This is a genomic window from Roseateles sp. DAIF2 (genome assembly GCF_015624425.1).
Lineage (GTDB): Bacteria > Pseudomonadota > Gammaproteobacteria > Burkholderiales > Burkholderiaceae_C > Kinneretia.
The window spans coordinates 3032442-3054697 of the sequence record NZ_CP049919.1 but is presented as its reverse complement, the minus strand read 5'-3'; the positions used below and the strand labels follow the sequence as shown (position 1 = coordinate 3054697).

Below are 22256 nucleotides of genomic sequence, written 5' to 3'. Positions count from 1 at the left end.
CGAAGGTCGGATCAGTCGTTGTTATTACTGCTGCTGTTCTCCGCGGCGCGCAGCGCCTCGCCATTGGCCAGCATGCGGCGCAGCAGGCTCATCAGGGTCTGCCATTCCTCGCGGCTGAAGCCGGCCAGATGGGCGTTGAAGATGTCGGACAGCACGGCCGGCAGGATGTCCGTCAGGCCCCGGCCGGCATCGGTCAGGGTGATCAGCACCACGCGTCGGTCGCTGCTGGAGCGATCGCGCTGCACCAGGCCCTTGGCCTCCAGCCGGTCCAGCAGCCGGGTCAACGCCCCGGCGTCCAGCCCCAGGTCGGCGGCCAGTTGCGCGGCCGGGCAGGCGCCCAGAAAGAACAGGCGGATCAGCGGGCCCCATTGCGCATGCGTCAGGCCATGCTCGCCCAGGCGCTTGTCGGCCTGATGGACGATGGACTGCTGCACCCGCTTGACCAGCCAGCCCAGGCTTTCGCCCGGGGCATAGCTGGCGGCGTTGTAGAAATCGGCCGGCGGCGGCGCGGCATCTTGTTTTGCGGACATGGCTTCAATTTATTTGCCTAGGCAATAATTGTCAAGGCAGTTATTGCTACACTGACCCGATGCCAGCCGCCGACACCCGCCCTTCCCCGTCGTCCAGCATTAGCAGTAGCAGCAGCAATGCCGCGCCTGTGGGGCGGCCCCGCTCCCTGTCCGGGCTGTGGCCCTTTCTGAAGCCCTATCGCGGGCGCATCGGTCTGGCCTTCGTGTTCCTGCTGCTGGCGGCGCTGGCCACCCTGGCCTTCCCGCTGGCGCTCAAGGGCCTGATCGACCAGGGCTTCATCGCCGCCGATCCGGGCCAGCGCGTGCTGGCGCTGCGCGGCCATTTCCTGGCGCTGTTCGCGGTCGGCGCGGCGCTGGGCCTGTTCTCGGCGGCGCGTTTCTATGCCGTCACCTGGCTGGGCGAGCGGGTCAGCGCGGACCTGCGCCAGGCGGTCTACGGCCATGTGCTGCGGCAGAGCCCCGAGTTCTTCGAGCACACCCAGACCGGCGAGGTGCTGAGCCGCATCACGACCGACACCACGGTGGTGCAGACGGTGGTCGGCTCCAGCCTGTCGATGGGCCTGCGCAACAGCGTGATGGGCCTGGGCGCGCTGCTGATGCTGATCGTCACCAACCCCTGGGTGATGGGCCAGGTGCTGGGCCTGCTGCTGCTGGTGGTGGCGCCGGCGATCTATTTCGGGCGGCGCGTGCGGCGCCTCTCGCGCGCCAGCCAGGACCGGGTCGCCGACACCAGCGCGATCGCGGCCGAGGTGTTGAACGCGGTGCCGGTGGTGCAGAGCTACACGCAGGAGCAGGCCGAGGACCGGCGCTTCGCGCGCGCCAGCGAGGCCGCCTTCGACACCGCGCGCAAGCGCACCCGGGTGCGCTCGGCCCTGGTGGCCTTCATCATCACCGCCACCTTCGGCGCCCTGCTGTGGGGCCTGTATCAGGGCACGCAGGCGGTGCTGGCCGGCAAGATCAGCGCCGGCCATCTGGGTCAGACCGTCGTCTATGTGACCCTGCTGGTCAGCAGCGTCGCGGTGCTGGCCGAGGTCTGGGGCGAGATCCTGCGCGCCGCCGGCGCCACCGAGCGCTTGATGGAGCTGCTGGCGACCCGCTCGCCGGTGGCCGAACCGGCCGCGCCGCTGGCCCTGCCGCCGGCCAGCGGCGGCTCGGCGCTGGCGTTGCAGGGCCTCAAGTTCCACTACCCCTCGCGGCCGCTGCAGGCGGCGCTGGACGACTTCTCGCTGCAGGTCCGCCCCGGCGAGACCGTGGCCCTGGTCGGCCCCAGCGGCGCCGGCAAGAGCACGGTGTTCCAGTTGCTGCTGCGCTTTTACGACGCGCAGCAGGGCGAGATCCGGCTCGACGGCGTGCCGGTGCGCCAGGCCTCGCTGCACGAGTTACGCCAACGCATCGCGCTGGTGCCGCAGGACAGCGTGATCTTCTCGGCCAATGCGCTGGAGAACATCCGTTACGGCCGGCCCGAGGCCAGCGACGCGGAAGTCTTCGCCGCCGCGCGCGCCGCCTTTGCGCATGACTTCATCGAAAAACTGCCCGAGGGCTACCGCACCTTCCTGGGTGAGCGCGGCGTGCGCCTCTCCGGCGGCCAGCGCCAGCGCATCAGCATCGCCCGCGCGATCCTGAAAAACCCGCCGCTGCTGCTGCTCGACGAGGCCACCAGCGCGCTCGATGCCGAGAGCGAACGCATGGTCCAGGCCGCGCTGGAGGCCGCGATGCGCGGCCGCACGACCCTGGTGATCGCCCACCGCCTGGCCACCGTGCAGCGCGCCGACCGCATCGTCGTGATGGAGCATGGCCGCATCGTTGAGAGCGGCACGCATGCGGAGCTACAGGCCAAGGGCGGGCTGTATGCGCGGCTGGCGGCGTTGCAGTTTGAGGGGGGCTGACGCCCATAAACAGCCGCGCCTGCTGATCGCCGGCGCCGCTGCTTACGGTGGCTGCCTGCAGGCAATCTGTCCGCCTCGATCAGGACTCGACCCGGAACTCTTCACGCTGTCGGCCGGCGGCCACGTACTGGCTCAGCCACCTGGCGGGCTGACCACGGCCGCTCCAGGTGTTCTCCGGGTTGGCAGGGTCACGATAGAGAACACGCGCCTGCGATGTCGATGCAGTGGTGCTGCCGCGTTGCTTCGCCTCGGTGTAAGGAAGCAAGGCCTTGATGCCCTCTTCGACGCTGAATCCAGCGGCTTGCAGCTTCTTGGCATAGCCGTCCGCCAGGATCTTCAGCTCCTCATCGCGCTTGCCCTCGATCTCCTGCTCAAGCCTGGTCCTCAGCGAGACCAGCTCGGCATACGACATCTTCCCAACATCAACGTCTGCCATGTTCTTCCACGTTAGTCCGCCACATGACGGCATGTGATCGTACGCCAGCGCGAGGGAGGTTCCCGGGGATGAGCCCATCAGTTGCATTCCATGCCGTGCACCCAGCGCCTGCCACCGTCGCGGGGCGGCCGGGAACGGCCAGACGTCAACGGCGGCTTTCGGATAGGGGGACCCCCAAGCCTGCGAGCCTGATCTCTGCGGGGGGGGGGGGAGGATGCCGCTCAGACCTTGGCGAGGAAGGCCGCCGCATCACCCGCTTCGCACTTCCAGTCTGCGAAGACCCCGACCAGATTGCATTCCACGCAGCGGCAGGCAATGTAGTACCAGCGCACGTCATGCGTGCCCTCGTAGACGGAGACGCCGGACATCAACTCGAACACCTCGTTCTCGCACACGCACTCGTGCGTCTCGGGCACGGCTTCTTCAACGTAGTCCGCGCTGTCGCCCATCGGGTGTTCCTGCCCACAGTCGGTGCAGGTGCGGATGGCCACGCCGGCTGCTTCATCGGTCCGCAGCGCGAAGGTCCGGCACCCGCAATCGCATTTGGACGCGGCAAACCGGACGGCCTCATGGCGATTCGCAATGCTGTAGCTGCGCAGCTCGGCCTGGGTGTCGCCTGACGTCGTCCCGTACCAGAACTCGCCCTTCTTCGTCAGTGCCATTGATGCTGCTCCATTCTTCAAGGTGGGCTTCCCGGCAGGCCTGACGCCAGGCTCGCCCCGATCATCCGGATTTTGCCTGGAGGCCCGGTGAATCGCCGTCAAGAGCCCGGTCGGGCGTGGTCGCCGATAAGAGCCGCGGACATCATCCTTCAATGCCAATCTTGGAGCCTGCTGCCACTCAGCCCCTACGATTCGAACGGCGCCCGTCATCCTAGAGAGGAATTACGGCTTCGCAGCGCCTACGGTCTCTCGCTTGCTCGAACTCGGTGCCCGAAAGCTGCCGTTCAACTTCAGAACAGCGCCGCCGGTGCACTCGTGGACTTGAAGATGACCGCTGGGCAGAGCCAACGAACACTCAACGACGTGATCGGCAGCGCGGTTCTGCAATTGCGGGGCCACATCGTGCAGTTCAACTTGCACCGGGAGCATGACCGCTCACAGCCTTCAACGGTCTACAGTCATCGCCAGCAGCTCGCGCCGCGCGGCCACTCGAGCGGGCAGCGTGCGGGCCGCAACGCCCGTGCACCCTGTAGCAAATCCATCGTATGGAGTGCCCAGCGGGCAGAGACCCGCTCCAGAGCGCCCGGGAGTCGTCGAGGGTCGAAGTACAGGTCTTGATGGAAATGCTGGCGGCTCCGGGGTCACTTTTTGATGGGATCAACACCCCGATCCTCTGCAGTTGCGATCAGTCCGCGGAGGAACGCCATGATCAGCCGCCCCGAGGCGGCTGGGCGGGTGCTTGTCCGCTGTAGTGCCAACCCATGCGACAGTGCCATGAAGGCCGCTGCCAGTTCATCGGGCGCGGCAGGGGGAGTTCGCCCGAGCTTGTTGAACAACTGGCCGATCACGCTGCCGAGCTCAGACCGGTGTTGGTCCCACACCTTCTGGAACTCCACAGCGAATGCCTGACTACGGTTGGCATGCAACTGCAGTTCGATGGAAAGCATGCACCAATCGGCATCGTGATTGAGCGTGGAAGCCCAGGCATCCAGTTCGGCAAGCATTTGCTCGGAGTCTTGCCCGTCATTGCCCATGACTCGGGACAGCTGCGTCGCTTCCGCTTCCATATGACGTCGCAGCAACTCCAGGAGCACGTCCTCCTTGCTCGAGAAGTTCGAGTAGAAGGCACCTTGGGAGTAGCCCGCCTTGTCCGCAATGTCGCGGATCGACGCGCCCCCATACCCGTTCGACACAAACAAGTGCTGCGCAGTGTCGATCAGGCGCTCGCGGGTCTGCGCCCGGCTTTCCTCGCGGGTCAGGCGCTTTCTTGCCGTGCTTGAACTCATGCCGGAAAGATATCACACGAATTCTGGATAGCAGTTGGCGGTCTCTTGCTTGCGAACGCAGGCTGAGCGCAGAACTATCGCATATCACTTGATATTTCAAATTTGCCGAGGTACATTGAATATCACTTGATCTTTAAAGTTCGATTGACATGAAAACATCCAGGGGCCTGAGGTCCGCGTTTGTCACCGGTGCCACCGGGCTTCTAGGCAACAACCTTGTGCGCGAGTTGGTCGCCCGAGGCGTCTCCGTCAAGGCGCTTGCCCGCTCGATGAGCAAAGGTCAGCAACAGTTTGCAGGGGTGGAAGACGTCGAATTGGTGTTGGGCGACATGGCGGATGTACCGGCCTTCTCTGACGCCCTCCAAGGATGTGACGCGGTGTTCCACACGGCCGCGTTCTTCCGGGACAACTTCAAGGGCGGCAGCCACTGGGAAGAACTCAAACGCATCAATGTGGACGGCACACAGCAACTCATCGAGCAGGCTTACCGCGCCGGTGTCCGACGCTTCATCCAGACATCGTCGATAGCGGTGCTGAACGGCGAGCCGGGCGCGCCCATTGACGAAACCTGTCTGCGCGACTTGGCCGATGCCGAAGACGACTACTACCGCAGCAAGATATTGGCCGATCAAGTCGTGCTGGACTTTCTTGCGACGCACCCGGACATGCACGCAAGCTTTGTCTTGCCAGGATGGATGTGGGGCCCAGCTGATATCGGCCCCACTTCATCAGGACAATTTGTCAACGATGTGGTGCTTGGAAAACTTCCTGGATTGCTGCCTGGCAGCTTTTCTGTTGTCGATGCTCGCGACGTGGCGAGGGCGCAGATTTCGGCTGCGGAGAACGGGCAGCGTGGCGAACGCTATCTGGCAGCCGGCCGCCACATGACGATGCAGGAACTGGTGCCCCTAGTGGGAAAGATCGCGGGCATCAAGACGCCGACACGCAATTTGCCCTTTCCGCTCTTGTATCTCTTGGCGGCGGCGCAGGAACTCTACGCGCGGATCAGCGGCAAGCCCATCTTGCTCAGCCTGGCTACTGTGCGGCTCATGCGCAAGGAAGCAGGGCGCAGCCATTTCAATCACGCAAAGAGCGAACAGCAACTTCAACTGAAGTTTCGGCCGATTGAGCAGACCATAGCCGATACGGTCGCTTGGTATCGCGGCAATGACTGGCTGCCGGGGGTGCCAACCCAATGACTTAAAGCAGTACCATAGACTCGCCGGCTGCTCGAGTCGCAACAACACTCCGGCCGGCATCAAGGCGGGCATTCGTGGCTGACTGCTTACAGCCTTAAACGGTCCTCGCACCAGAAGGATGCTAACTTCAGTACCGACCGGGCCTGCGAGTTGACAGCGCCATCCGGGAGCCGTCTGACCCAGCGCGCAACACGCCCCATCGAAGTCGCATTCATTCATTGACGCCACACCAAGGCTTGCGGGTAGGCAGGTAAGGGAGAATCGTCGACTGGACTGCCCCACTGATCGGCTCGACAGCCTGCCCCGATCCGCAGCCGGCGCCCTACGTAAGCCCCCTCATTCCGTTCATGACCGACGCTCCTTCTCCTCAATACACGACCCTGCCGCAGTGGCCCAATGCCTATCCGGCCAGCGGCGCCAGCGCCACCCTGAAATTCCTCAACGAGGATTTCATCGTGACCGAGCTACCGCTGCAGCTGCCCTCCGGTGAGGGCGAACACCTGTGGGTGGACATCGAGAAGAACGGGGCCAACACCGCCTACATTGCGCTGCAGCTGGCCGACGCCACCGGCGTGCAGGAACGGGACGTGGGCTTTGCCGGCCTCAAGGATCGCTACGCCATCACCCGTCAGTGGTTCAGCATCCACCTGCCCAAGGGCGAGACGCCCGACCTGACCCAGCTCCAGCATCCGGAATTCAAGGTGCTGAGCCAGGCCCGCCACCTGAAGAAGCTGCGCCGCGGCGATCTGCAGGGCAACCGATTCCGCATCGTGCTGCGGGACGTGGCAGGCGACCGCGACGCCATCGAGGCCAATCTCAAGCTCGTGGCGTCGCAGGGCGTTCCCAACTACTTCGGCGCCCAGCGTTTCGGCCATGACGGCGGCAACGTCGAGCAGGGTCGGGCCATGCTGGCGCGCGAGATCCGCGTGCGCAACCCGAAGAAGAAGGGCCTCTACCTGTCGGCAGTGCGCTCCCTGGTCTTCAATGAGGTGCTGGCGCTGCGGATCCAGCAGGGGCTCTGGGGCAAGACCCTGGCCGGTGACGTGATGGACGAGGCGGGCCGGCCCACCGGACCGCTCTGGGGACGGGGCCGCGTGAGCACCAGCGATCAGGCGCAGGCCCTGGAGAACAGCGTGGCCGAGCGTCACGCCATTCTGTGCGACGGCATGGAGCACGCAGGCCTGGATCAGGAGCGCCGCGCCCTGGTGGCGAGCCCGGTGGAGATGGCATGGGAATGGCCGCAGGCCGATCAACTGGTGCTCACCTTCTCCTTGCCCGCCGGGACCTACGCCACCTCCGTTCTGAAGGAAATCCTCCACACCACGGAGCCGGAGCGGCTCACGGAGGAGAACAACGAGCCTGCGGCCGTCGAATGACGGCGGCCTCACGTCGTCTGCCCGGCCTGAAGCCGACGTGACACCTGCGGCGGCCCAGCTGCATGCGGTAGCCGGAGCGTGCTCGGTGCGCCCCGCGCTGCCCGCCCGACAGACCGCCCTAGAGTCCCGCCCATGAGCAGCGCAGCCCCCGCCCCTTCCTCCTCCCAGTACGAAGATTTCATGCGCCATGTCTACGAGCATGGCGTCGGCAAGACCGACCGCACCGGCACCGGCACGCGCAGCGTGTTCGGCCACCAGATGCGCTTCGACCTGCGCCAGGGCTTCCCGTTGGTCACGACCAAGAAGGTGCACCTGAAGTCCATCATCCTGGAACTGCTGTGGTTCCTGCGCGGCGACTCCAATGTCAAATGGCTGCAGGAGCGCGGCTGCACGATCTGGGACGAGTGGGCGGGCGCGGACGGCGACCTGGGCCCGGTCTACGGCGTGCAATGGCGCAGCTGGCCGACACCCGACGGCGGCCATATCGACCAGATCGCCGAGGTCGTGAAGACTCTCAAGAGCAATCCCGATTCGCGCCGCATCATCGTCAGCGCCTGGAACGTGGCCGACCTGGGCAAGATGGCCCTGATGCCCTGCCATGCCTTCTTCCAGTTCTACGTGGCCGAGGGCCGGCTGTCCTGCCAGCTCTACCAGCGCAGCGCCGACATCTTCCTGGGTGTGCCCTTCAACATCGCCAGCTATGCGCTGCTGACCCAGATGCTGGCCCAGCAATGCGATCTGGAGCTGGGCGACTTTGTCTGGACCGGCGGCGACTGCCATATCTACAGCAACCATTTCGAGCAGGTGCAGACCCAGCTGGCGCGCCAGCCCTTCGCCTACCCGAAGATGCTGATCAAGCGTCGCCCGGCCTCGATCTTCGACTACGAGTTCGAGGACTTCGAGCTGCAGGACTACCAGCACCACGCGCCGATCAAGGCGCCGGTGGCGGTCTGAGCATGATGATGATGAAGGTGTCCCTGATCGCCGCCGTCGCGCGCGATGGCGGCATCGGCCGCGGCAACGAGCTGCTGGCCCGCATCCCCGAGGACATGGCGCGCTTCAAGGCGCTGACGCTGGGCCATCCGGTCATCATGGGGCGCAAGACCTGGGACTCGATCCCGGCCAAGTTCCGCCCCCTGGTCGGCCGCCGCAACCTGGTGCTGAGCCGCCAGAGCGGCCTGGTGCTGGACGGGGCCGAGGCCTTCACCTCGCTGGAGGCCGCGCTGGCGGCCTGCGCCGGCGACAAGGTGCCCGAGGTCTTCGTGATGGGCGGCGCCGAGATCTACGCGCTGGCCCTGCCCCGCGCCGACCGCCTGCTGCTGACCGAGCTGGATACCCGGTTCGACGGCGCCGACGCCTTCTTCCCCGCCTGGCCGCGGGCGGACTTTGTCGAAACCGCGCGCACGGTCCATCACAGCCCGGCCGAGCGCGGCCATGGCTGGGACTACGCCTTCGTCGATTACGAGCGCCGCTGAGCAGCCGCCGTCCACTCGCTCGCTTCCGCTTCAGCTTCATCCCGCCAGGCCCCGCTTCGTCGGCGGCCGCCCGAGTCCGTCGCATCGGGGCAGCCGGCCGGCGCGCCTTTGCCTACAGTCCGCCACCCCAGACACAACAAAAGGGCCGGACATGACGATGATGAACGACGGGATTAGCGACAGCTGGTCACGCCGGCGGCTGGTCCGGTTGCTGGCGGCCAGTTCCGCGGCGGCCAGCCCCTGGCCGGCGGCCCTGGCGAACAGCGGCCCGGCCGAGCTGTTCGTCATCTCCACGCTCTATTCGCGCCACAAGCTGGCGCCGAACTACGGCCTCCCCGCGCTGCGGCGGGTCGTCGAGGCGGTCAAGCCGGACGCGCTGGTGCTGGACGTCACGCCGACCGAGCTCAGGACCCGCAAGGTCTGGCCCGGCAAGATCGAATACCTCGAGCTGATCTTTCCCTATCTCGACGCCACCGGCGCCAAGGCCTACGCCTCCGAGCCCGACGAGCCGCTGTTCACCGAGCTGAGCGGCGGTGCCGGCCGCGCCTACAAGGCCTTCGGCGACGGCAACCCGGTCGGCGCCAAGGCGCTCGACGCATTGAAGGCCGCCGCCTACCAGGCGCTGGCCGCCGGCTGGGCCTCGGCCGCCGACGTCAACAGCGAGCGCACCGACCGCATGATCGCCGGGCTGCGCGAACTCGAGGAGGGCCTGGTCGGTGGCGAGGTCGGCCGCCTGCAGGAGCAATGGGACCGCCACCATGCCGAGCGCCTGCTCGAGGTGCTGCGAGAAGCGCAGCGCGGCCGGCGGGTGCTGATGCTGGTCGGCATCGAGAGCCGCTACCGCGTGCTGGAGGCGCTGAAGGCCGCCGGCGGCCCCGAGCCCGTACCGACGGAGCGCTGGCTGCGCGAGCGGGGGCTGTGAGCCGCGCGTTGCGCGACCGGGATCGAGTCGGGGCACGCCGCGGCGCATAGCGCAACGCCTCGCGGCGGGGGTGACAAAAGTGACCCTTAAACTCGGGGCCCATGTCCCTGTTCCTCCTGATCGCCCTGCCCCTGCTCGGCGCGGCTCTGGCCGTGCTGCTGCCGACCAATGCCCGCAACGCCGAATCGACCCTGGCCGGCCTGGTCGCGCTCGCCGGCCTGGTCGGCATGGCGATGCTGTGGCCCGAGGTCAGCGCCGGCGGCGTGATCCGCGAGGAGGCGGTCTGGCTGCTCAGCCTTGGCATCAACTGGGTGGCGCGCGTCGACGGCTTCGCCTGGATGTTCGCGATGCTGGTGCTGGGCATCGGCCTCTTGGTCGTGATCTATGCGCGCTATTACATGTCGCCCACCGACCCGATGGCGCGCTTTTACTCCGCCTTCCTCGCCTTCATGGGCGCGATGCTGGGCGTGGTGCTGTCGGGCAACCTGATCCAGCTGGTGTTCTTCTGGGAGCTGACCAGCCTGTTCTCCTTCCTGCTGATCGGCTACTGGCACCACCGGCGCGACGCGCGCCGCGGCGCCCGCATGGCGCTGACGGTGACCGGCACCGGCGGCCTGTGCCTGCTGGCCGGCGTGCTGCTGCTGGGCCATATCGTCGGCAGCTACGAGCTCGACGCGGTGCTGGCCGCCGGCGAGCAGATCCGCGCCCATGCGCTGTACACGCCGGCCCTGGTCCTGGTGCTGCTGGGCGCCTTGAGCAAGAGCGCGCAGTTCCCCTTTCACTTCTGGCTGCCACATGCGATGGCGGCGCCGACGCCGGTCTCGGCCTATCTGCATTCGGCCACGATGGTGAAGGCCGGCGTGTTCCTGCTGGCGCGGCTGTGGCCGGCACTCGCGGGTAGCGAGCAATGGTTCTGGATCGTCGGCGGTGCGGGCCTCGCGACCCTGCTGCTGGGCGCCTATGCGGCGATGTTCCAGAACGACCTGAAGGGCGTGCTGGCCTATTCCACCATCAGCCACCTGGGCCTGATCACCCTGCTGCTGGGCTTGAACAGCCCGCTGGCCGCGGTCGCGGCCGTGTTCCACATCATGAACCACGCGACCTTCAAGGCCTCGCTGTTCATGGCCGCCGGCATCGTTGACCACGAGACCGGCACGCGCGACATCCGCCGCCTGGACGGCCTGTTCCGCCTGATGCCGATCACCGGCACCCTGGCGATGGTGGCCAGCGCCGCGATGGCCGGCGTGCCGCTGCTGAACGGCTTCCTGTCCAAGGAGATGTTCTTCGCCGAGACGGTCTACATCAACTCCCTGCCCTGGGTCGAGCATGGCCTGCCGCTGGCCGCCACCCTGGCCGGCGTGTTCGCGGTGGTGTATTCGCTGCGCTTCAGTTTCGACATCTTCTGCGGCCCGACCCAGACCGACGAGCTGCCCCGCCAGCCGCATGACCCGACCCGCTGGATGATGCTGCCGGTGGCCCTGCTGGTGTTGGCCTGCCTGGTGGTGGGCATCGCGCCGGCGCAGTCGGTCGGCCCGCTGCTGGCGGCCGCGGCGCGGCCGGTGGTCGGTGGCAGTGCGCTGCCCGAGTACAGCCTGGCGCTGTGGCATGGCTTCAACCTGCCGCTGGTGATGAGCCTGGTGGCGCTGGCCGGCGGCATCGGCCTGTACCTGGCGCTGCGCCGCCAGCTGGAACAGGGCCGCTTCGAGCTGACGCCGCTGATCCACCATCTGGACGGCCAGCGCCAGTTCGAGCGCCTGATCGCCGCCTTGAGCGCCCTGGCGCGCGCGCTGCGCCGGCGCTTGAGCACGCGGCGCCTGCAGACCCAGCTGTTCTGGGTGCTGCTGGGCGCGTCCGCGGTGACGCTGCTGGCGCTGCGCGGGCCGGACGGCGCGGGCCTCACCTGGGGCGACCGGCCGCGCGTGCCGCTGTCGCCGGTGTTCGCGGTGCTGTGGCTGGTCGGCGGCGCCTGCGCGATCGGCGCGGCGGTGCAGGCCAAGTACCACCGCCTGGCGGCCCTGATGATGATGGGCGTGGCCGGCCTGGTGACCTGCCTGACCTTCATCTGGTTCTCCGCGCCCGACCTGGCGCTGACCCAGCTGGCGGTCGAGTTCGTCACCACGGTGCTGTTCCTGCTGGGCCTGCGCTGGCTGCCCAAGCGCATCGAGCGCTATGGCGACGACAGCCCGCGCAACCTCGGCCGGCGCGCGCGCGACCTGGGCCTGGCCCTGCTCAGCGGCACCGGCCTGGCGGTGCTGGCCTACGCGATGATGACCCGGCCCGCACCGCAGAGCATCTCGCCCTTCTTCATCGAGAAGGCCCTGCCCGAGGGCGGCGGCAGCAATATCGTCAACGTGATGCTGGTCGACTTCCGCGGCTTCGACACCCTGGGCGAGATCACCGTGCTGGGCGCGGTGGGCCTGACCATCTATGCGCTGCTGCGCCGCTTCCGGCCGCCGCGCGAGGCGGTGCAGGCGCCGCGCCAGCAACAGGCCGTGCCGGCCGATGCCCAGAGCGACCTGCTGAACCCGCGCACCGCGCGCGACACCGCCTACGGCTATCTGCTGGTGCCGGCGGTGCTGGTGCGCCTGCTGCTGCCGGTGGCCTGGGTGGTGGCGGTGCATCTGTTCCTGCGCGGCCACAACGAGCCGGGCGGCGGCTTCGTCGCCGGCCTGGTGGTGGCCACCGCCTTCATCGCCCAGTACATGGTCTCGGGCACGCATTGGGTGGAGGCGCGGCTGCGCGTCTACCCGGCGCGCTGGATCGCGCTGGGCCTGCTGTGCGCGCTCGCCACCGGCGTCGGCGCCTGGTTCCTCGGCTATCCCTTCCTGACCACCCATACCGTCCATATGAGCCTGCCGCTGATCGGGGAGATGCATTTCGCCAGCGCCACCTTCTTCGACATCGGCGTGTTCGCCGCGGTCGTCGGTGCCGTGCTGCTGATCCTGACCGCGCTGGCCCACCAGTCGCTGCGCCGGCCCAAGCCGGCCGCTCAGCCCGGAGGGGACGACTGATGGAGATCGTGCTCGCCCTGGCCATTGGCGTGCTCGGCGGCGCCGGCGTCTGGCTGCTGCTGCGCCCGCGCACCTTCCAGGTGCTGATGGGCCTGTCCCTGCTGTCCTATGCGGTCAACCTGTTCATCTTCGCCACCGGCAGCCTGTCGATCGGCGAGGAGCCGATCGTGCGACAAGGCCTGACCGCCAACCTGGAGAACTACACCGACCCGATGCCGCAGGCCCTGGTGCTGACCGCGATCGTGATCGGCTTCGCCACCACCGCGCTGTTCCTGGTCGTGCTGCTGGCCTCGCGCGGCCTGTCCGGCACCGACCATGTGGACGGCCGCGAGAATGACGAGCAGGAAGGTGGCGCGCGATGACGGCCTGGATCGACGCGGTGCTGATGCCGCATCTGGTGATCGCACCCATCCTGCTGCCGATGCTGACGGCGGCGCTGATGCTGCTGCTGGGCGAGAAGCGGCGCAAGTCCAAGGCGGCGCTGAACATCCTGTCCTGCCTGGCGGGCCTGGGCATCGCGCTGGCCCTGCTGCTGTGGGTCGATGCGCAGCCGGGGCCGCTGGCCTATGGCGTGTACCTGCCCTCGAACTGGCCGGTGCCCTATGGCATCGTGCTGGTGGCGGACCGGCTCTCCAGCCTCTTGCTGCTGCTGGCCGCCGGCGTGGGCCTGGCCGCGGCGCTGTTCGCGCTGGCGCGCTGGCACCGCGCCGGCGTGCATTTCCATCCGCTGTTCCAGATCCAGCTGATGGGCCTGAACGGCGCCTTCCTAACCGGCGACCTGTTCAATCTGTTCGTGTTCTTCGAGGTGATGCTGGTCGCCTCCTACGGCCTGCTGCTGCATGGCTCGGGCCGCGCGCGCGTCGGCGCCGGCCTGCACTACATCGCGATCAACCTGCTGGCCTCCTCGCTGTTCCTGCTCGGCACCGCGCTGCTGTACGGCGTCACCGGCACCCTGAACATGGCCGACATGGCGCATAAGCTGGCGCAGATCCCGAGCGCCGACCGCGGCCTGATGCATGCCGGCGCAGCCCTGCTGGGCATGGCCTTCCTGATCAAGGCCGCGATGTGGCCGCTGAGCTTCTGGCTGGTGCCGGCCTACTCGGCCGCCAGCGCGCCGGTGGCGGCGCTGTTCGCGATCATGACCAAGGTCGGGCTGTATGCGGTGCTGCGGTTGTGGACCCTGTTCTTTCCGGCCGGCCTCGGCCCCGATGGCGCGGCCCTGCTGCCCTTCGGCGGTCCGGTGCTGGTCTGGGGCGGCCTGGCGACCCTGGCCTTCGGCGCGATCGGCGCGCTGGCCAGCCAGCATCCGGGCCGGCTCGCGGCCTATTCGATCATCGTCTCGGCCGGCACCCTGCTGACCGCGGTCGGCATGCATCAGACCTCGGTGACCGGCGGCGCGCTGTTCTACCTGCTCAGCTCGACCCTGGCGGTGAGCGCACTGTTCCTGCTGGTCGAGCTGATCGAGCGCTCGCGCGAGGTCGAGGACGAGGCCATGCTGGCCCGCCCCGAGGACGATGATCTGCTGGACCTGCCGGGCGCCATGCCCGAGGGCGTGAACCTGGACGACGAGGAGCAGGCCCTGATCGGCCGCGCCATTCCCGCCGCGATGGCCTTCCTGGGCTTGTCCTTCATCGTCTGCACCCTACTGGTCACCGGGCTGCCGCCGCTGTCGGGCTTCGTCGCCAAGTTCGCGCTGCTGTCCGCGCTGCTGAACCCCGCCGGCCTGGGGGCCGCGTCCGCCGCGGCGCCGATCGGCGCCAGCGCCTGGACCCTGCTGGCGCTCCTGATCGGCTCGGGCCTGGCCGCGACGATCGCGCTGTCGCGCATCGGCATCCGCTATTTCTGGGCGCCGCAGCAGCGCCCGGCGCCCAAGTTGCGCGTGATCGAATGCCTGCCGATCCTGCTGCTGCTGGCCGGCTGCGCGGTGCTGGCCTGGCAGGCCGGCCCGGTGCTGCGTTACACCGATGCCGCCGCGGCCGCGCTGCACGGGCCGCGCGCCTATATCGAGGCGGTGCTGTCGACCCAGCCGGTGCCGCCGCCGCGCGCCCCGCAGCAACAGCAGCAAGGCCCGACCCCATGATGAAGCGCCTGTTCCCGAACCCGCTGCTGTCCGCCGCGCTGGCGGCCCTGTGGCTGCTGCTGAACCAGCCCTCGCCCGGCCATCTGCTGATCGCGCTGCTGCTGGCGATCCTGATGCCGCTCTTGAGCGCGCCGCTGCGGCCGCAGCGCGGCGCGGTGCGGCGCCCGTGGGTGCTGGCGCGGCTGATCCTGACGGTGGGCGGCGATGTGCAGAGCTCGGCCCTGCAGGTCGCGCGCGGCGTGCTGGCCGGGCGCCGGCGGCCGCCCAACGGACGCTTCGTGCGCATCCCGCTGGCGCTGCGCGACGCCCATGCGCTGGCGGCGCTGGCGGTGATCACGACCGCGGTGCCCGGCACCGTCTGGAGCGAGCTGGCGGCCGACCGCAGCTCGCTGCTGCTGCATGTGTTCGACCTGCAGGGCGAGGAGGCCGACTTCATCGCCCAGTACAAGCAGCGCTACGAGCAACCCCTGCTGGAGATCTTCGAAGCATGACGACGCTGAGCACGAGCCCGATCCTGGCCGGTGCGATCTTCGCCACCCTGGCCTGCTACACCCTGGCGATGGTGCTGACCGCCCTGCGCCTGCTGCGCGGACCCTCGGCCCAGGACCGGGTGCTGGCGCTGGACTTTCTCTACATCCTCGGCATGCTCCTGGTGCTGGTGCTGGGCATCCGCTACAGCAGCCAGATGTATTTCGAGGCGGCGCTGCTGATCGGCCTGTTCGGCTTCATCGGCTCGGCGGCGCTGGCCAAGTTCCTGCTGCGCGGCGAGGTGATCGAATGACGCCGCTGCCGCTGTGGGCCGAGATCCTGGTCGGCGCGCTGCTGCTGCTCAGCGGCGTGCTGGCACTGATCAGCGCCCTGGGCCTGCACCGCCTGCCCAACTTCTTCTCGCGCATGCATGCACCGGCGATCACCGCGGCGCTGGGCGTCTGGGCGGTCGCGCTGGCCTCCATCCTCTATTTCTCGCTGCACCATGGCCGGCTCGAGCTGCAGAGCTGGCTGATCATCCTGCTGCTGGCCGTCACCGCGCCGGTCACCACCACCCTGCTGGCGCGCGCCGCGCTGTTCCGCAAGCGCACCGAAACGGAACCGAAAGATCGCCCGGGCACAATGTGAGCCCCCGATCAAAGAGCAGCAAGGAGCGCACCGATGTCAGGTGGCGGTTTTCATGTCCACGGCCCGCATGACCATGAGCTGGAGCATGCGGCGCAGCACGAACCCAAGGGCCTGGCCGGCCAGCTGGCGGTGATCACCGCGGTGCTGGCCACGGTCGGCGCCTTCTTCGCCTATATGGGCGGCGCCACCCAGGCCAATGCCGGCCTGTTCAAGAACAACGCCGCGATCAAGAAGACCGAGGCCGCAAACCAATGGGCCTACTACCAGGCCAAGAGCGGCAAGCAGAACCTGGCCGAGCTGGCCCTGGTGCTGGTGGCCGAGGACAAGAAGCCGCGCTACCAGGACGAGATCGAGCGCTACAAGAAGGAAAAGGCCGAGATCAAGGGCAAGGCCGAGGCACTGGAGCAGGAGTCCAGCGCCTGGGACCAGCGCAGCGACGAGCAACTGCACCAGCACCACCGCTGGGCCCAGGCCACCACCGCGCTGCAGATCTCGATCGCGCTGGCCGCGATCACCCTCTTGACCAAGAAGCGCTGGATGGAAGGGGCGACCCTGCTGGCCGGCGGCGTCGGCGTTGCACTGGGCATCGCCGCCTGGCTGCACTTCTGATCAGCCGCTGACCGCCTGACGGTAACGCTGCGCCGAACCGAGCCCGGCGCGGCGCAGCGCCGCGTTCAGATGGCTCAGGTGCGCATAGCCGGTCCGCGCCGCCACCTCGGCCAGGCCCAGCCGGCCGCCGGCCAGCAGCGCCCGTGCCTGGGCCAGGCGCCGCCGCATCACCCAGGCATGCGGGCTCAGGCCGAAGCTGGCCTTGAACATGCGCACGAAGTGGAACTCCGACAGGCAGGCCGCCGCGGCCAGCTCGGGCAGGCCCGGCGCCGCGCCGGGGCCGGCCGCCTCGATGCGGTCCAGCACCCGCCGCCGTGCCGCCGGCGACAGGCCGCCGCGCAGCGGTGCTGTGGGCCGGCGCTGCGTCTCGCTGTAGTCCAGCAGCAGCCGCGCCTGCATCTGCAGCACCAGGTGCTGCACGCGCAGGCGCGCATCGGTCTCCTGCCAGTCAATTCGCACCAGCTCGCGGCCCCAGCCGGCCAGCAGCGGATCGTCGAAATAGATGCGGTCCTGCAGGGTGGCCAGGCGCGGGTCCAGATCGAACCAGCGCTCCGCCGCCTCGGCCAGCGGCAGGCGCGGCAGGTACAGGTGCAGCAGGTGCAGCTGGCCGTTGACCTCCCAGCTGGAGCGATGCCCGGCCGGCAGGCTGCACAGGCTGCCCGGCCCGCCGCGCGCGGCCAGCGCGTCGCGGCAGCGCACGTCCTCGCCGCCCTCCAGGTAGAGCGACAGGGTGTGATGCTCCGGGCTCAGGTACTCGGCCACGGTATCGGCATTGCGCCATTGCACCAGCCAGGCGCCGTCCATGCCCACCGGCAGCGCGCGCAGCGCGGTCGCGCGCGAGCGCTGCATCTCGCCATAGACCTCGAAATCGACCGGGGATGTTGTCGGACTGCTGCTGCTCATCATCGGGCCGCCAGCTTAGCGCTTCGCGCGCGGGCGTGCCGCTCCGGCGCGAGATAAGCGCAATTTCCTGCCACGCGGGCCACCGCCGCCGCGCGAGACTGCGGCCATCATGCCTCACACCACCGCCCTGCTCTATGTCTCGACCGTGCTGATCTGGGGCACGACCTGGATCGCGCTGAAGCTGCAGATCGGCGAGGTGCCGATCCCCTGGTCGATCGCCTACCGCTTCTGGCTGGCCGCCGCGGTCCTGATGGCCTGGCTGGCCTGGCGGCGCCAATGGCGCTTGCCGCCGCGCTCGGTCTGGCCGCATCTGCTGGCCCAGGGCGTGCTGCTGTTCTGCCTGAACTTCCTGTGCTTCTTCCACGCCAGCCGCTTCGTCGCCAGCGGCCTGGTGGCCGTGTGCTTCTCCACGGCGCCGCTGTGGAACGCGCTGAACGGCCGCCTGCTGCAGGGCAAGCCGCTGGCCGGCCGGGTGCTGCTGGGCGGCGCCCTGGGCCTGGCGGGCCTGCTGCTGCTGTTCGGCACCGAGGTGCTGAAGGACCTGGGCCGCACCGAGACCCTGTGGGGCCTGGGCCTGGCGCTGGCCGGCACCTACTGCTTCTCGCTCGGCAACCTGCTGTCCGGTGCGATGCAGCGCCAGGGCCAGACGCCGCTGCAGACCAATGCCTGGGCGATGAGCATCGGCGCCTGCGTGGTCGCGCTGGTCGCGCTGGCGACCGGCCAGCCGATGCGCTTCGACCTGTCGCCGACCTATGTCGGCGCCTGGCTCTACCTGGCCCTGCCCGGCTCGGTGATCGGCTTCACCGCCTACCTGACCCTGGTGGGCCGCCTGGGCGCCGACCGCGCCGCCTACTGCACCGTGCTGTTCCCGGTGGTCGCGCTGAACGTCTCGGCCTGGCTGGAGGGCTACCACTGGACCTGGCCGGCCCTGCTCGGCCTGGCCCTGGTGGCGCTGGGCAATGTGGTGGTGTTCTGGCGCGCCGGCCCGCCGCCACAAAAAGTGGCAGGCCAAGGTGCGACTTTATGAATCAATGAGTTAGGCCACTCATCTAAAGTGGACTCACAGTGTTATCCACAGAAACGATGAATAGCCCGGCCCCTGCACTCCTCAGTCCACCGCCACCGGCGCCGCCTGCTCCCGCAGCCGCTGCAGCACCCGGCGCTTGAGCTCGCCATAGCGCGGGTCGGCCACCAGATCCTCGAGGCGGCGCGGGCGTTCGAAGGGCAGCACCAGTTCCTCGATCACCCGGCCCGGCCGGGTCGACATCAGCAGCACCCGGTCGCCCAGGCTCAGCGCCTCGTCGACATCATGGGTGATGAACAGCACCGTGGTGCGCTGGGCCTGCCAGACCGAAATCAGCAGCTCCTGCATCATCAGCCGGGTCTGCGCATCCAGCGCGCCGAAGGGCTCGTCCATCAGCAGCACGCGCGGCTCGGGCAGCCAGGCGCGCGCCAGCGCGGCGCGCTGACGCATGCCGCCGGAGAGCTGGTAGGGGCGGTGCCGCTCGAAGCCTCGCAGCCCGACCCGCGCCAGCAGTTCGCGCGCCCGCTCCTGCACCGCCGCCAGCGGCTGGCCGGCCAGGCGCGGCCCGAGGCAGACATTGCCCAGCACGTCCAGCCAGGGGAAGAGCTGCGGCTGCTGGAACACCACGCCGCGCTCCGGGCCCGGCGCCGTCACCGGCCGGCCCTCGAAGCGCAGCAGGCCCGCGTCCGGCTGCTCGAAGCCGGCCAGCAGGTTCAGCACCGTGGACTTGCCGCAGCCCGAAGGCCCCAGCAGGCAGACGAACTCGCCCGGCGCGATGCTCAGCGAGAACTGCTGCAGCACCTCCTGGTGCCCGCCGCCCGGCGCGGCAAAGCGCTTGGCGACGCCGCGCAGCTCGATCTGCGGAAGGGTTGTTTCGTGGGTGACATTACTCATCGCGGCCTCACTCCTTGCCCGCCCAGGGCACGAAACGCCGCTGCAGGCGCAGCAGCAGCCAGTCGAAGGCCCAGCCGCTCAGGCCCAGCAGCAGGATGCCCAGCATCACGATGTCGGTGCGCAGATAGGAGCTGGCATTCAGCACCATCCAGCCCAGGCCCGAGGTTGCGGCCACCATTTCGGCCGCGATCAGCGAGGTCCAGCCGATGCCCACCGACAGGCGCACGCCGGTGAACAGTTCGGGCAGGCTGTGCGGCAGCACCACGTGGGAGAACAGCTGGCGCCGGCTCGCGCCCAGCACCTGGGCCGCGCGCAGCCGCGCCAGCGGCACCGCGGCGGCGGCCGCCGCTGCGCTGACCACGACGCTGAGCCCGGTCGAGATGAAGATCAGGAAGAACTTGGAGCCTTCGCCGATGCCCAGCCAGACCACCACCAGCGGGATCAGCGCGATCTTGGGCAGCGGGCGCAGGAACTGCACGAAGGGATTCAGCAGCGCCGACAGGGTCGGCGACAGGCCCATCGCCAGCCCCAACGGCACGCCGACCAGCACCGCCGCGACGAAGGCCAGCAGCGCCCGGCCGATGCTGGTCGCCACATGCTGCCACAGCGGCACCTGGCGGTAGCCGTCCTGCAGCAGCTCGGCCACGGTGCGCAGCACCTCGGCCGGCGGCGGCAGCAGCAGCGCGTCGACCCAGCCCAGGCTGCCACTGGCCTGCCACAGCAGCAGCACGGCCAGCACCGCGCCGACGCTCAGGGCGCGCTGGCGCCGCACCGGCGTGCCCAGCAGCAGGCTCGTCAATCGCGGTGAAGGTGATGATGAAGAAGAAGGCGCCGCGGCCGGCGCCACGGCCTCACTGGCCAGCGAGCGCGCGGACGACATAGCTGCTGTTGATCGCGGGGGCGTAGCTTTCGGGCACGTCGGCGCGGCGGATCTCGCCGATCTCGGCCAGGAACAGTGCCGTGTCCTTGGCCGCGCGGGCGATGCCGGCATTTGCCGCGCTGGCGCCCTGGCCCAGATAGGCCGGCGCCAGTTGGTCCTTCAGCGAGGCGTATTCCAGGCCGGTCAGCACCAGGCGCGCGGTCTCGACCGGGATGCTCAGATGCTCGGCAATCGCGCGGGTCGAGCCCTCGGGGTCGCGCTGGTACTGCTCCAGCTTCTGCTGGTAGACCGCCAGGAACTTGCTGACCAGCTGCGGATGCTTCTCGGCGAAGGCCTTGCGCACGACGAAGTTGTTGTAGACCAGATAGCCGTCCTTCTGCAGCGCCTTGGTCGCAAAGACCTCCTTGCCGCCGTCGGCCTCCAGCTGCTGGGTGAACGGGCCCCAGACATAGGCGGCGTCGATGTCGCCGCGCTTCCAGGCCGCGACGATCTCGGCCGGCTTCAGCGGCACCAGGCGGATCTTGCTCTTGTCGAGCTTGTGCACCTTGATCGCGGCCTCCAGCGCGTAATGCGCGGTCGAGTTCGGCGGGTAGGCGACCGTCTTGCCCTCGATGTCCCTCAGGCCCGCGATGCCCTTGGCGCTGCGGCCGATCAGGCGCTCGCTGGTGGCGATCACCTCGGGCACGCCGATGATCTCGATCGGCAGCTTGCGCGCGATGCCGGCCGCGGCCGGGCTGGAGCCGAAGCGGGCGATGTCGATCTCGTTGGCCGCGAACAGGCTCAGCACATCGGCGCCGGAGGCGAACGGAATCCAGCGCACCTTGGTGCCGAAGGCCTTGTCGAAGGACTGGTCGATCTTGCCCAGGATCCAGACGCGCGGCCCGCCGGCATAGGCGAAGCGCACCTCGGGGGGCAGGTCTTGCGCCTGGACGGGGCGCGGCAGCAGCAAGAGGCTGGCCAGGGCCAGCACGGCCAGCGACAGCTGGCGCAATAGTTTTTCTACGCTCATCGGGGACTCCGGATTGGGGATCCCCGATGCTCGCAGCGCGAGGCTGGCCGGTGAACGAATCAAATCGTCATTGCTTCTGCGCTGCCTGAGGAACAAGCCGGTCGAAGGGCTTGCTGCGCCAGCACATGTCGGTTCATCAAACGCTGGCAACATGCGGCCTGATCCCAGCCGCCCGAATCCCACATGAGCAGTATCAAACCCGTCGACGCCAACTACCGCTATATCGCGGTCGCCAACGAACTGAACGTGCGCATCGGCCTGCGCCAGCAGCTGCTGGCGCTCTACACCACCCTGGTGCTGGGCCTGCTGGCCGCACTGGTCGCGCTGCGGCCCGACGCCGGCGGCCCGCGCGTGCCGGTCGAATGGCTGGCGCTGGGTTTCCCGGTCGCCTCGCTGTGCCTGGTGATGCTGAACTACAAGACCGAGCGCTCGCTGACCCATCTACGCCGCTTCCTGGCCGAGCTGGAGCGGCTGGGCAACGAGCCGCAGGAGCTGCCCGGCTACAACGCCGACCCGGCCTGGGCGGCCGGCACCAACGACGCGCGACGCCTGCATGACTACAGCGCCGCGCTCTTGGTGGCCGCCGCCCATGCGGTGGCACTGGGCGCGCTGTGGCGCATCTATCCCGGCGAAACAGGCTGGCTCGCGCCGGCTCCCTGGATCTGTGGGCTCAGCGGCCTGGCGGCCGTCGTGGCCCTGCTGTGGCTGGCACGCTGGCGCTTCCGGCCGGTTGGCCGGAAGACGGCCGCGGCCTAGGCCTGCCATCTTCTTGGCAGACCGCGGTGCTGCCGGCAGACCCGGCCCCGCCAGTTGCCGGGCGACTTTGCGAGGCCGAGGAACGCAGCGGCGCGGGGCGCGCGCGTCAGCGCGCTTCATGGACTGACTGGGCGCTACTGTCTGCCCGCAGCGAGCCGCAGGCGAGCGTAGGGAGTTGAGCGCCCGCCCCGCGGCGCGAGTA

Annotated in this window: 23 protein-coding genes; 15 read left to right on the top strand and 8 right to left on the bottom strand. The window is 68.7% G+C overall.

Annotated features, from left to right (window positions below; translation table 11 throughout):
• Nucleotides 1-11: 11 nt before the first annotated feature.
• Nucleotides 12-530, bottom strand: a complete 519-nt coding sequence (locus G8A07_RS13955) for a MarR family winged helix-turn-helix transcriptional regulator (RefSeq protein WP_195792659.1) — start codon at nt 528-530, stop codon at nt 12-14.
• A 59-nt stretch (nt 531-589) separates the two neighbouring features.
• Here G8A07_RS13955 and G8A07_RS13950 point away from each other — a divergent pair, with 59 nt between their 5' ends.
• On the top strand, nt 590-2416 hold the full coding sequence (locus G8A07_RS13950; RefSeq protein WP_195792658.1) for an ABC transporter transmembrane domain-containing protein: 1827 nt from the start codon (nt 590-592) through the stop codon (nt 2414-2416).
• 79 nt (nt 2417-2495) lie between these two features.
• Here the strand turns inward: G8A07_RS13950 and G8A07_RS13945 are convergent, their stop codons facing one another.
• The 3 genes from G8A07_RS13945 to G8A07_RS13935 form a co-directional block, all read right to left on the bottom strand.
• Nucleotides 2496-2852 (bottom strand): H-NS family nucleoid-associated regulatory protein, encoded by a 357-nt coding sequence (locus tag G8A07_RS13945; protein ID WP_195792657.1) that lies wholly within the window; start codon nt 2850-2852, stop codon nt 2496-2498.
• 221 nt (nt 2853-3073) lie between these two features.
• Nucleotides 3074-3514 (bottom strand): hypothetical protein, encoded by a 441-nt coding sequence (locus tag G8A07_RS13940; RefSeq protein WP_195792656.1) that lies wholly within the window; start codon nt 3512-3514, stop codon nt 3074-3076.
• Nucleotides 3515-4155: 641 nt separating this feature from the next.
• On the bottom strand, nt 4156-4800 hold the full coding sequence (locus tag G8A07_RS13935) for a TetR/AcrR family transcriptional regulator (protein ID WP_195792655.1): 645 nt from the start codon (nt 4798-4800) through the stop codon (nt 4156-4158).
• Between the two features lie 149 nt (nt 4801-4949).
• Here G8A07_RS13935 and G8A07_RS13930 point away from each other — a divergent pair, with 149 nt between their 5' ends.
• The 12 genes from G8A07_RS13930 to G8A07_RS13875 all read left to right on the top strand — a co-directional run bounded on the left by G8A07_RS13930 (nt 4950) and on the right by G8A07_RS13875 (nt 16588).
• The gene (locus G8A07_RS13930) at nt 4950-5999 is read left to right on the top strand and encodes an SDR family oxidoreductase (RefSeq protein WP_195792654.1); all 1050 of its coding nucleotides are present in this window, start codon (nt 4950-4952) and stop codon (nt 5997-5999) included.
• A gap of 347 nt (nt 6000-6346) precedes the next feature.
• Nucleotides 6347-7375, top strand: a complete 1029-nt coding sequence (truD, locus tag G8A07_RS13925) for a tRNA pseudouridine(13) synthase TruD (protein ID WP_195792653.1) — start codon at nt 6347-6349, stop codon at nt 7373-7375.
• A 132-nt stretch (nt 7376-7507) separates the two neighbouring features.
• Nucleotides 7508-8329, top strand: coding sequence for a thymidylate synthase (locus tag G8A07_RS13920; protein WP_195792652.1), 822 nt, complete (start codon nt 7508-7510; stop codon nt 8327-8329).
• Between the two features lie 8 nt (nt 8330-8337).
• The gene (locus G8A07_RS13915) at nt 8338-8850 is read left to right on the top strand and encodes a dihydrofolate reductase (protein WP_195797769.1); all 513 of its coding nucleotides are present in this window, start codon (nt 8338-8340) and stop codon (nt 8848-8850) included.
• A 151-nt stretch (nt 8851-9001) separates the two neighbouring features.
• Entirely contained in the window at nt 9002-9772 is a 771-nt protein-coding gene (locus G8A07_RS13910; protein ID WP_195792651.1) for a hypothetical protein, read from the top strand.
• 101 nt (nt 9773-9873) lie between these two features.
• Nucleotides 9874-12783 carry a monovalent cation/H+ antiporter subunit A gene (locus G8A07_RS13905; RefSeq protein WP_195792650.1) on the top strand — a complete coding sequence of 970 codons (2910 nt, stop codon included), beginning with the start codon at nt 9874-9876 and terminating at the stop codon, nt 12781-12783.
• Nucleotides 12783-13145: a Na+/H+ antiporter subunit C gene (locus G8A07_RS13900; RefSeq protein ID WP_195792649.1), complete on the top strand. Its 363-nt coding sequence runs from the start codon at nt 12783-12785 to the stop codon at nt 13143-13145. Before G8A07_RS13905 ends, G8A07_RS13900 begins: the two co-directional genes overlap by 1 nt.
• A complete protein-coding gene (locus G8A07_RS13895) occupies nt 13142-14863 on the top strand; it encodes a monovalent cation/H+ antiporter subunit D (RefSeq protein ID WP_249936992.1) in 1722 nt (573 codons plus the stop codon). Before G8A07_RS13900 ends, G8A07_RS13895 begins: the two co-directional genes overlap by 4 nt.
• Nucleotides 14860-15354, top strand: a complete 495-nt coding sequence (locus G8A07_RS13890) for a Na+/H+ antiporter subunit E (RefSeq protein ID WP_249936991.1) — start codon at nt 14860-14862, stop codon at nt 15352-15354. Before G8A07_RS13895 ends, G8A07_RS13890 begins: the two co-directional genes overlap by 4 nt.
• Nucleotides 15351-15644: a K+/H+ antiporter subunit F gene (locus G8A07_RS13885; RefSeq protein ID WP_195792648.1), complete on the top strand. Its 294-nt coding sequence runs from the start codon at nt 15351-15353 to the stop codon at nt 15642-15644. The genes G8A07_RS13890 and G8A07_RS13885 overlap by 4 nt, the downstream gene beginning before the upstream one ends.
• Nucleotides 15641-15979, top strand: coding sequence for a monovalent cation/H(+) antiporter subunit G (mnhG, locus tag G8A07_RS13880; protein WP_195792647.1), 339 nt, complete (start codon nt 15641-15643; stop codon nt 15977-15979). Before G8A07_RS13885 ends, mnhG begins: the two co-directional genes overlap by 4 nt.
• A gap of 33 nt (nt 15980-16012) precedes the next feature.
• A complete protein-coding gene (locus G8A07_RS13875) occupies nt 16013-16588 on the top strand; it encodes a DUF4337 domain-containing protein (RefSeq protein WP_195792646.1) in 576 nt (191 codons plus the stop codon).
• Here the strand turns inward: G8A07_RS13875 and G8A07_RS13870 are convergent, their stop codons facing one another.
• On the bottom strand, nt 16589-17494 hold the full coding sequence (locus G8A07_RS13870) for a helix-turn-helix transcriptional regulator (RefSeq protein ID WP_195792645.1): 906 nt from the start codon (nt 17492-17494) through the stop codon (nt 16589-16591).
• Between the two features lie 106 nt (nt 17495-17600).
• Here G8A07_RS13870 and G8A07_RS13865 point away from each other — a divergent pair, with 106 nt between their 5' ends.
• Entirely contained in the window at nt 17601-18518 is a 918-nt protein-coding gene (locus G8A07_RS13865; protein ID WP_195792644.1) for a DMT family transporter, read from the top strand.
• An 81-nt stretch (nt 18519-18599) separates the two neighbouring features.
• On the opposite strand, the gene G8A07_RS13860 is transcribed toward G8A07_RS13865, so the two are convergent.
• Genes G8A07_RS13860 through G8A07_RS13850 form a run of 3 tightly spaced genes read right to left on the bottom strand, consistent with a single transcriptional unit; the run spans nt 18600 to nt 21298 of the window.
• Nucleotides 18600-19409: an ABC transporter ATP-binding protein gene (locus G8A07_RS13860; protein WP_195792643.1), complete on the bottom strand. Its 810-nt coding sequence runs from the start codon at nt 19407-19409 to the stop codon at nt 18600-18602.
• Nucleotides 19410-19416: 7 nt separating this feature from the next.
• On the bottom strand, nt 19417-20289 hold the full coding sequence (locus G8A07_RS13855; protein ID WP_195792642.1) for an ABC transporter permease: 873 nt from the start codon (nt 20287-20289) through the stop codon (nt 19417-19419).
• Nucleotides 20261-21298 carry an ABC transporter substrate-binding protein gene (locus G8A07_RS13850; protein WP_195792641.1) on the bottom strand — a complete coding sequence of 346 codons (1038 nt, stop codon included), beginning with the start codon at nt 21296-21298 and terminating at the stop codon, nt 20261-20263. Before G8A07_RS13850 ends, G8A07_RS13855 begins: the two co-directional genes overlap by 29 nt.
• A gap of 183 nt (nt 21299-21481) precedes the next feature.
• Between G8A07_RS13850 and G8A07_RS13845 the strand changes: the two genes are divergently transcribed.
• Nucleotides 21482-22054, top strand: a complete 573-nt coding sequence (locus G8A07_RS13845; RefSeq protein ID WP_195792640.1) for a hypothetical protein — start codon at nt 21482-21484, stop codon at nt 22052-22054.
• The last annotated feature ends 202 nt before the right edge of the window (nt 22055-22256 follow it).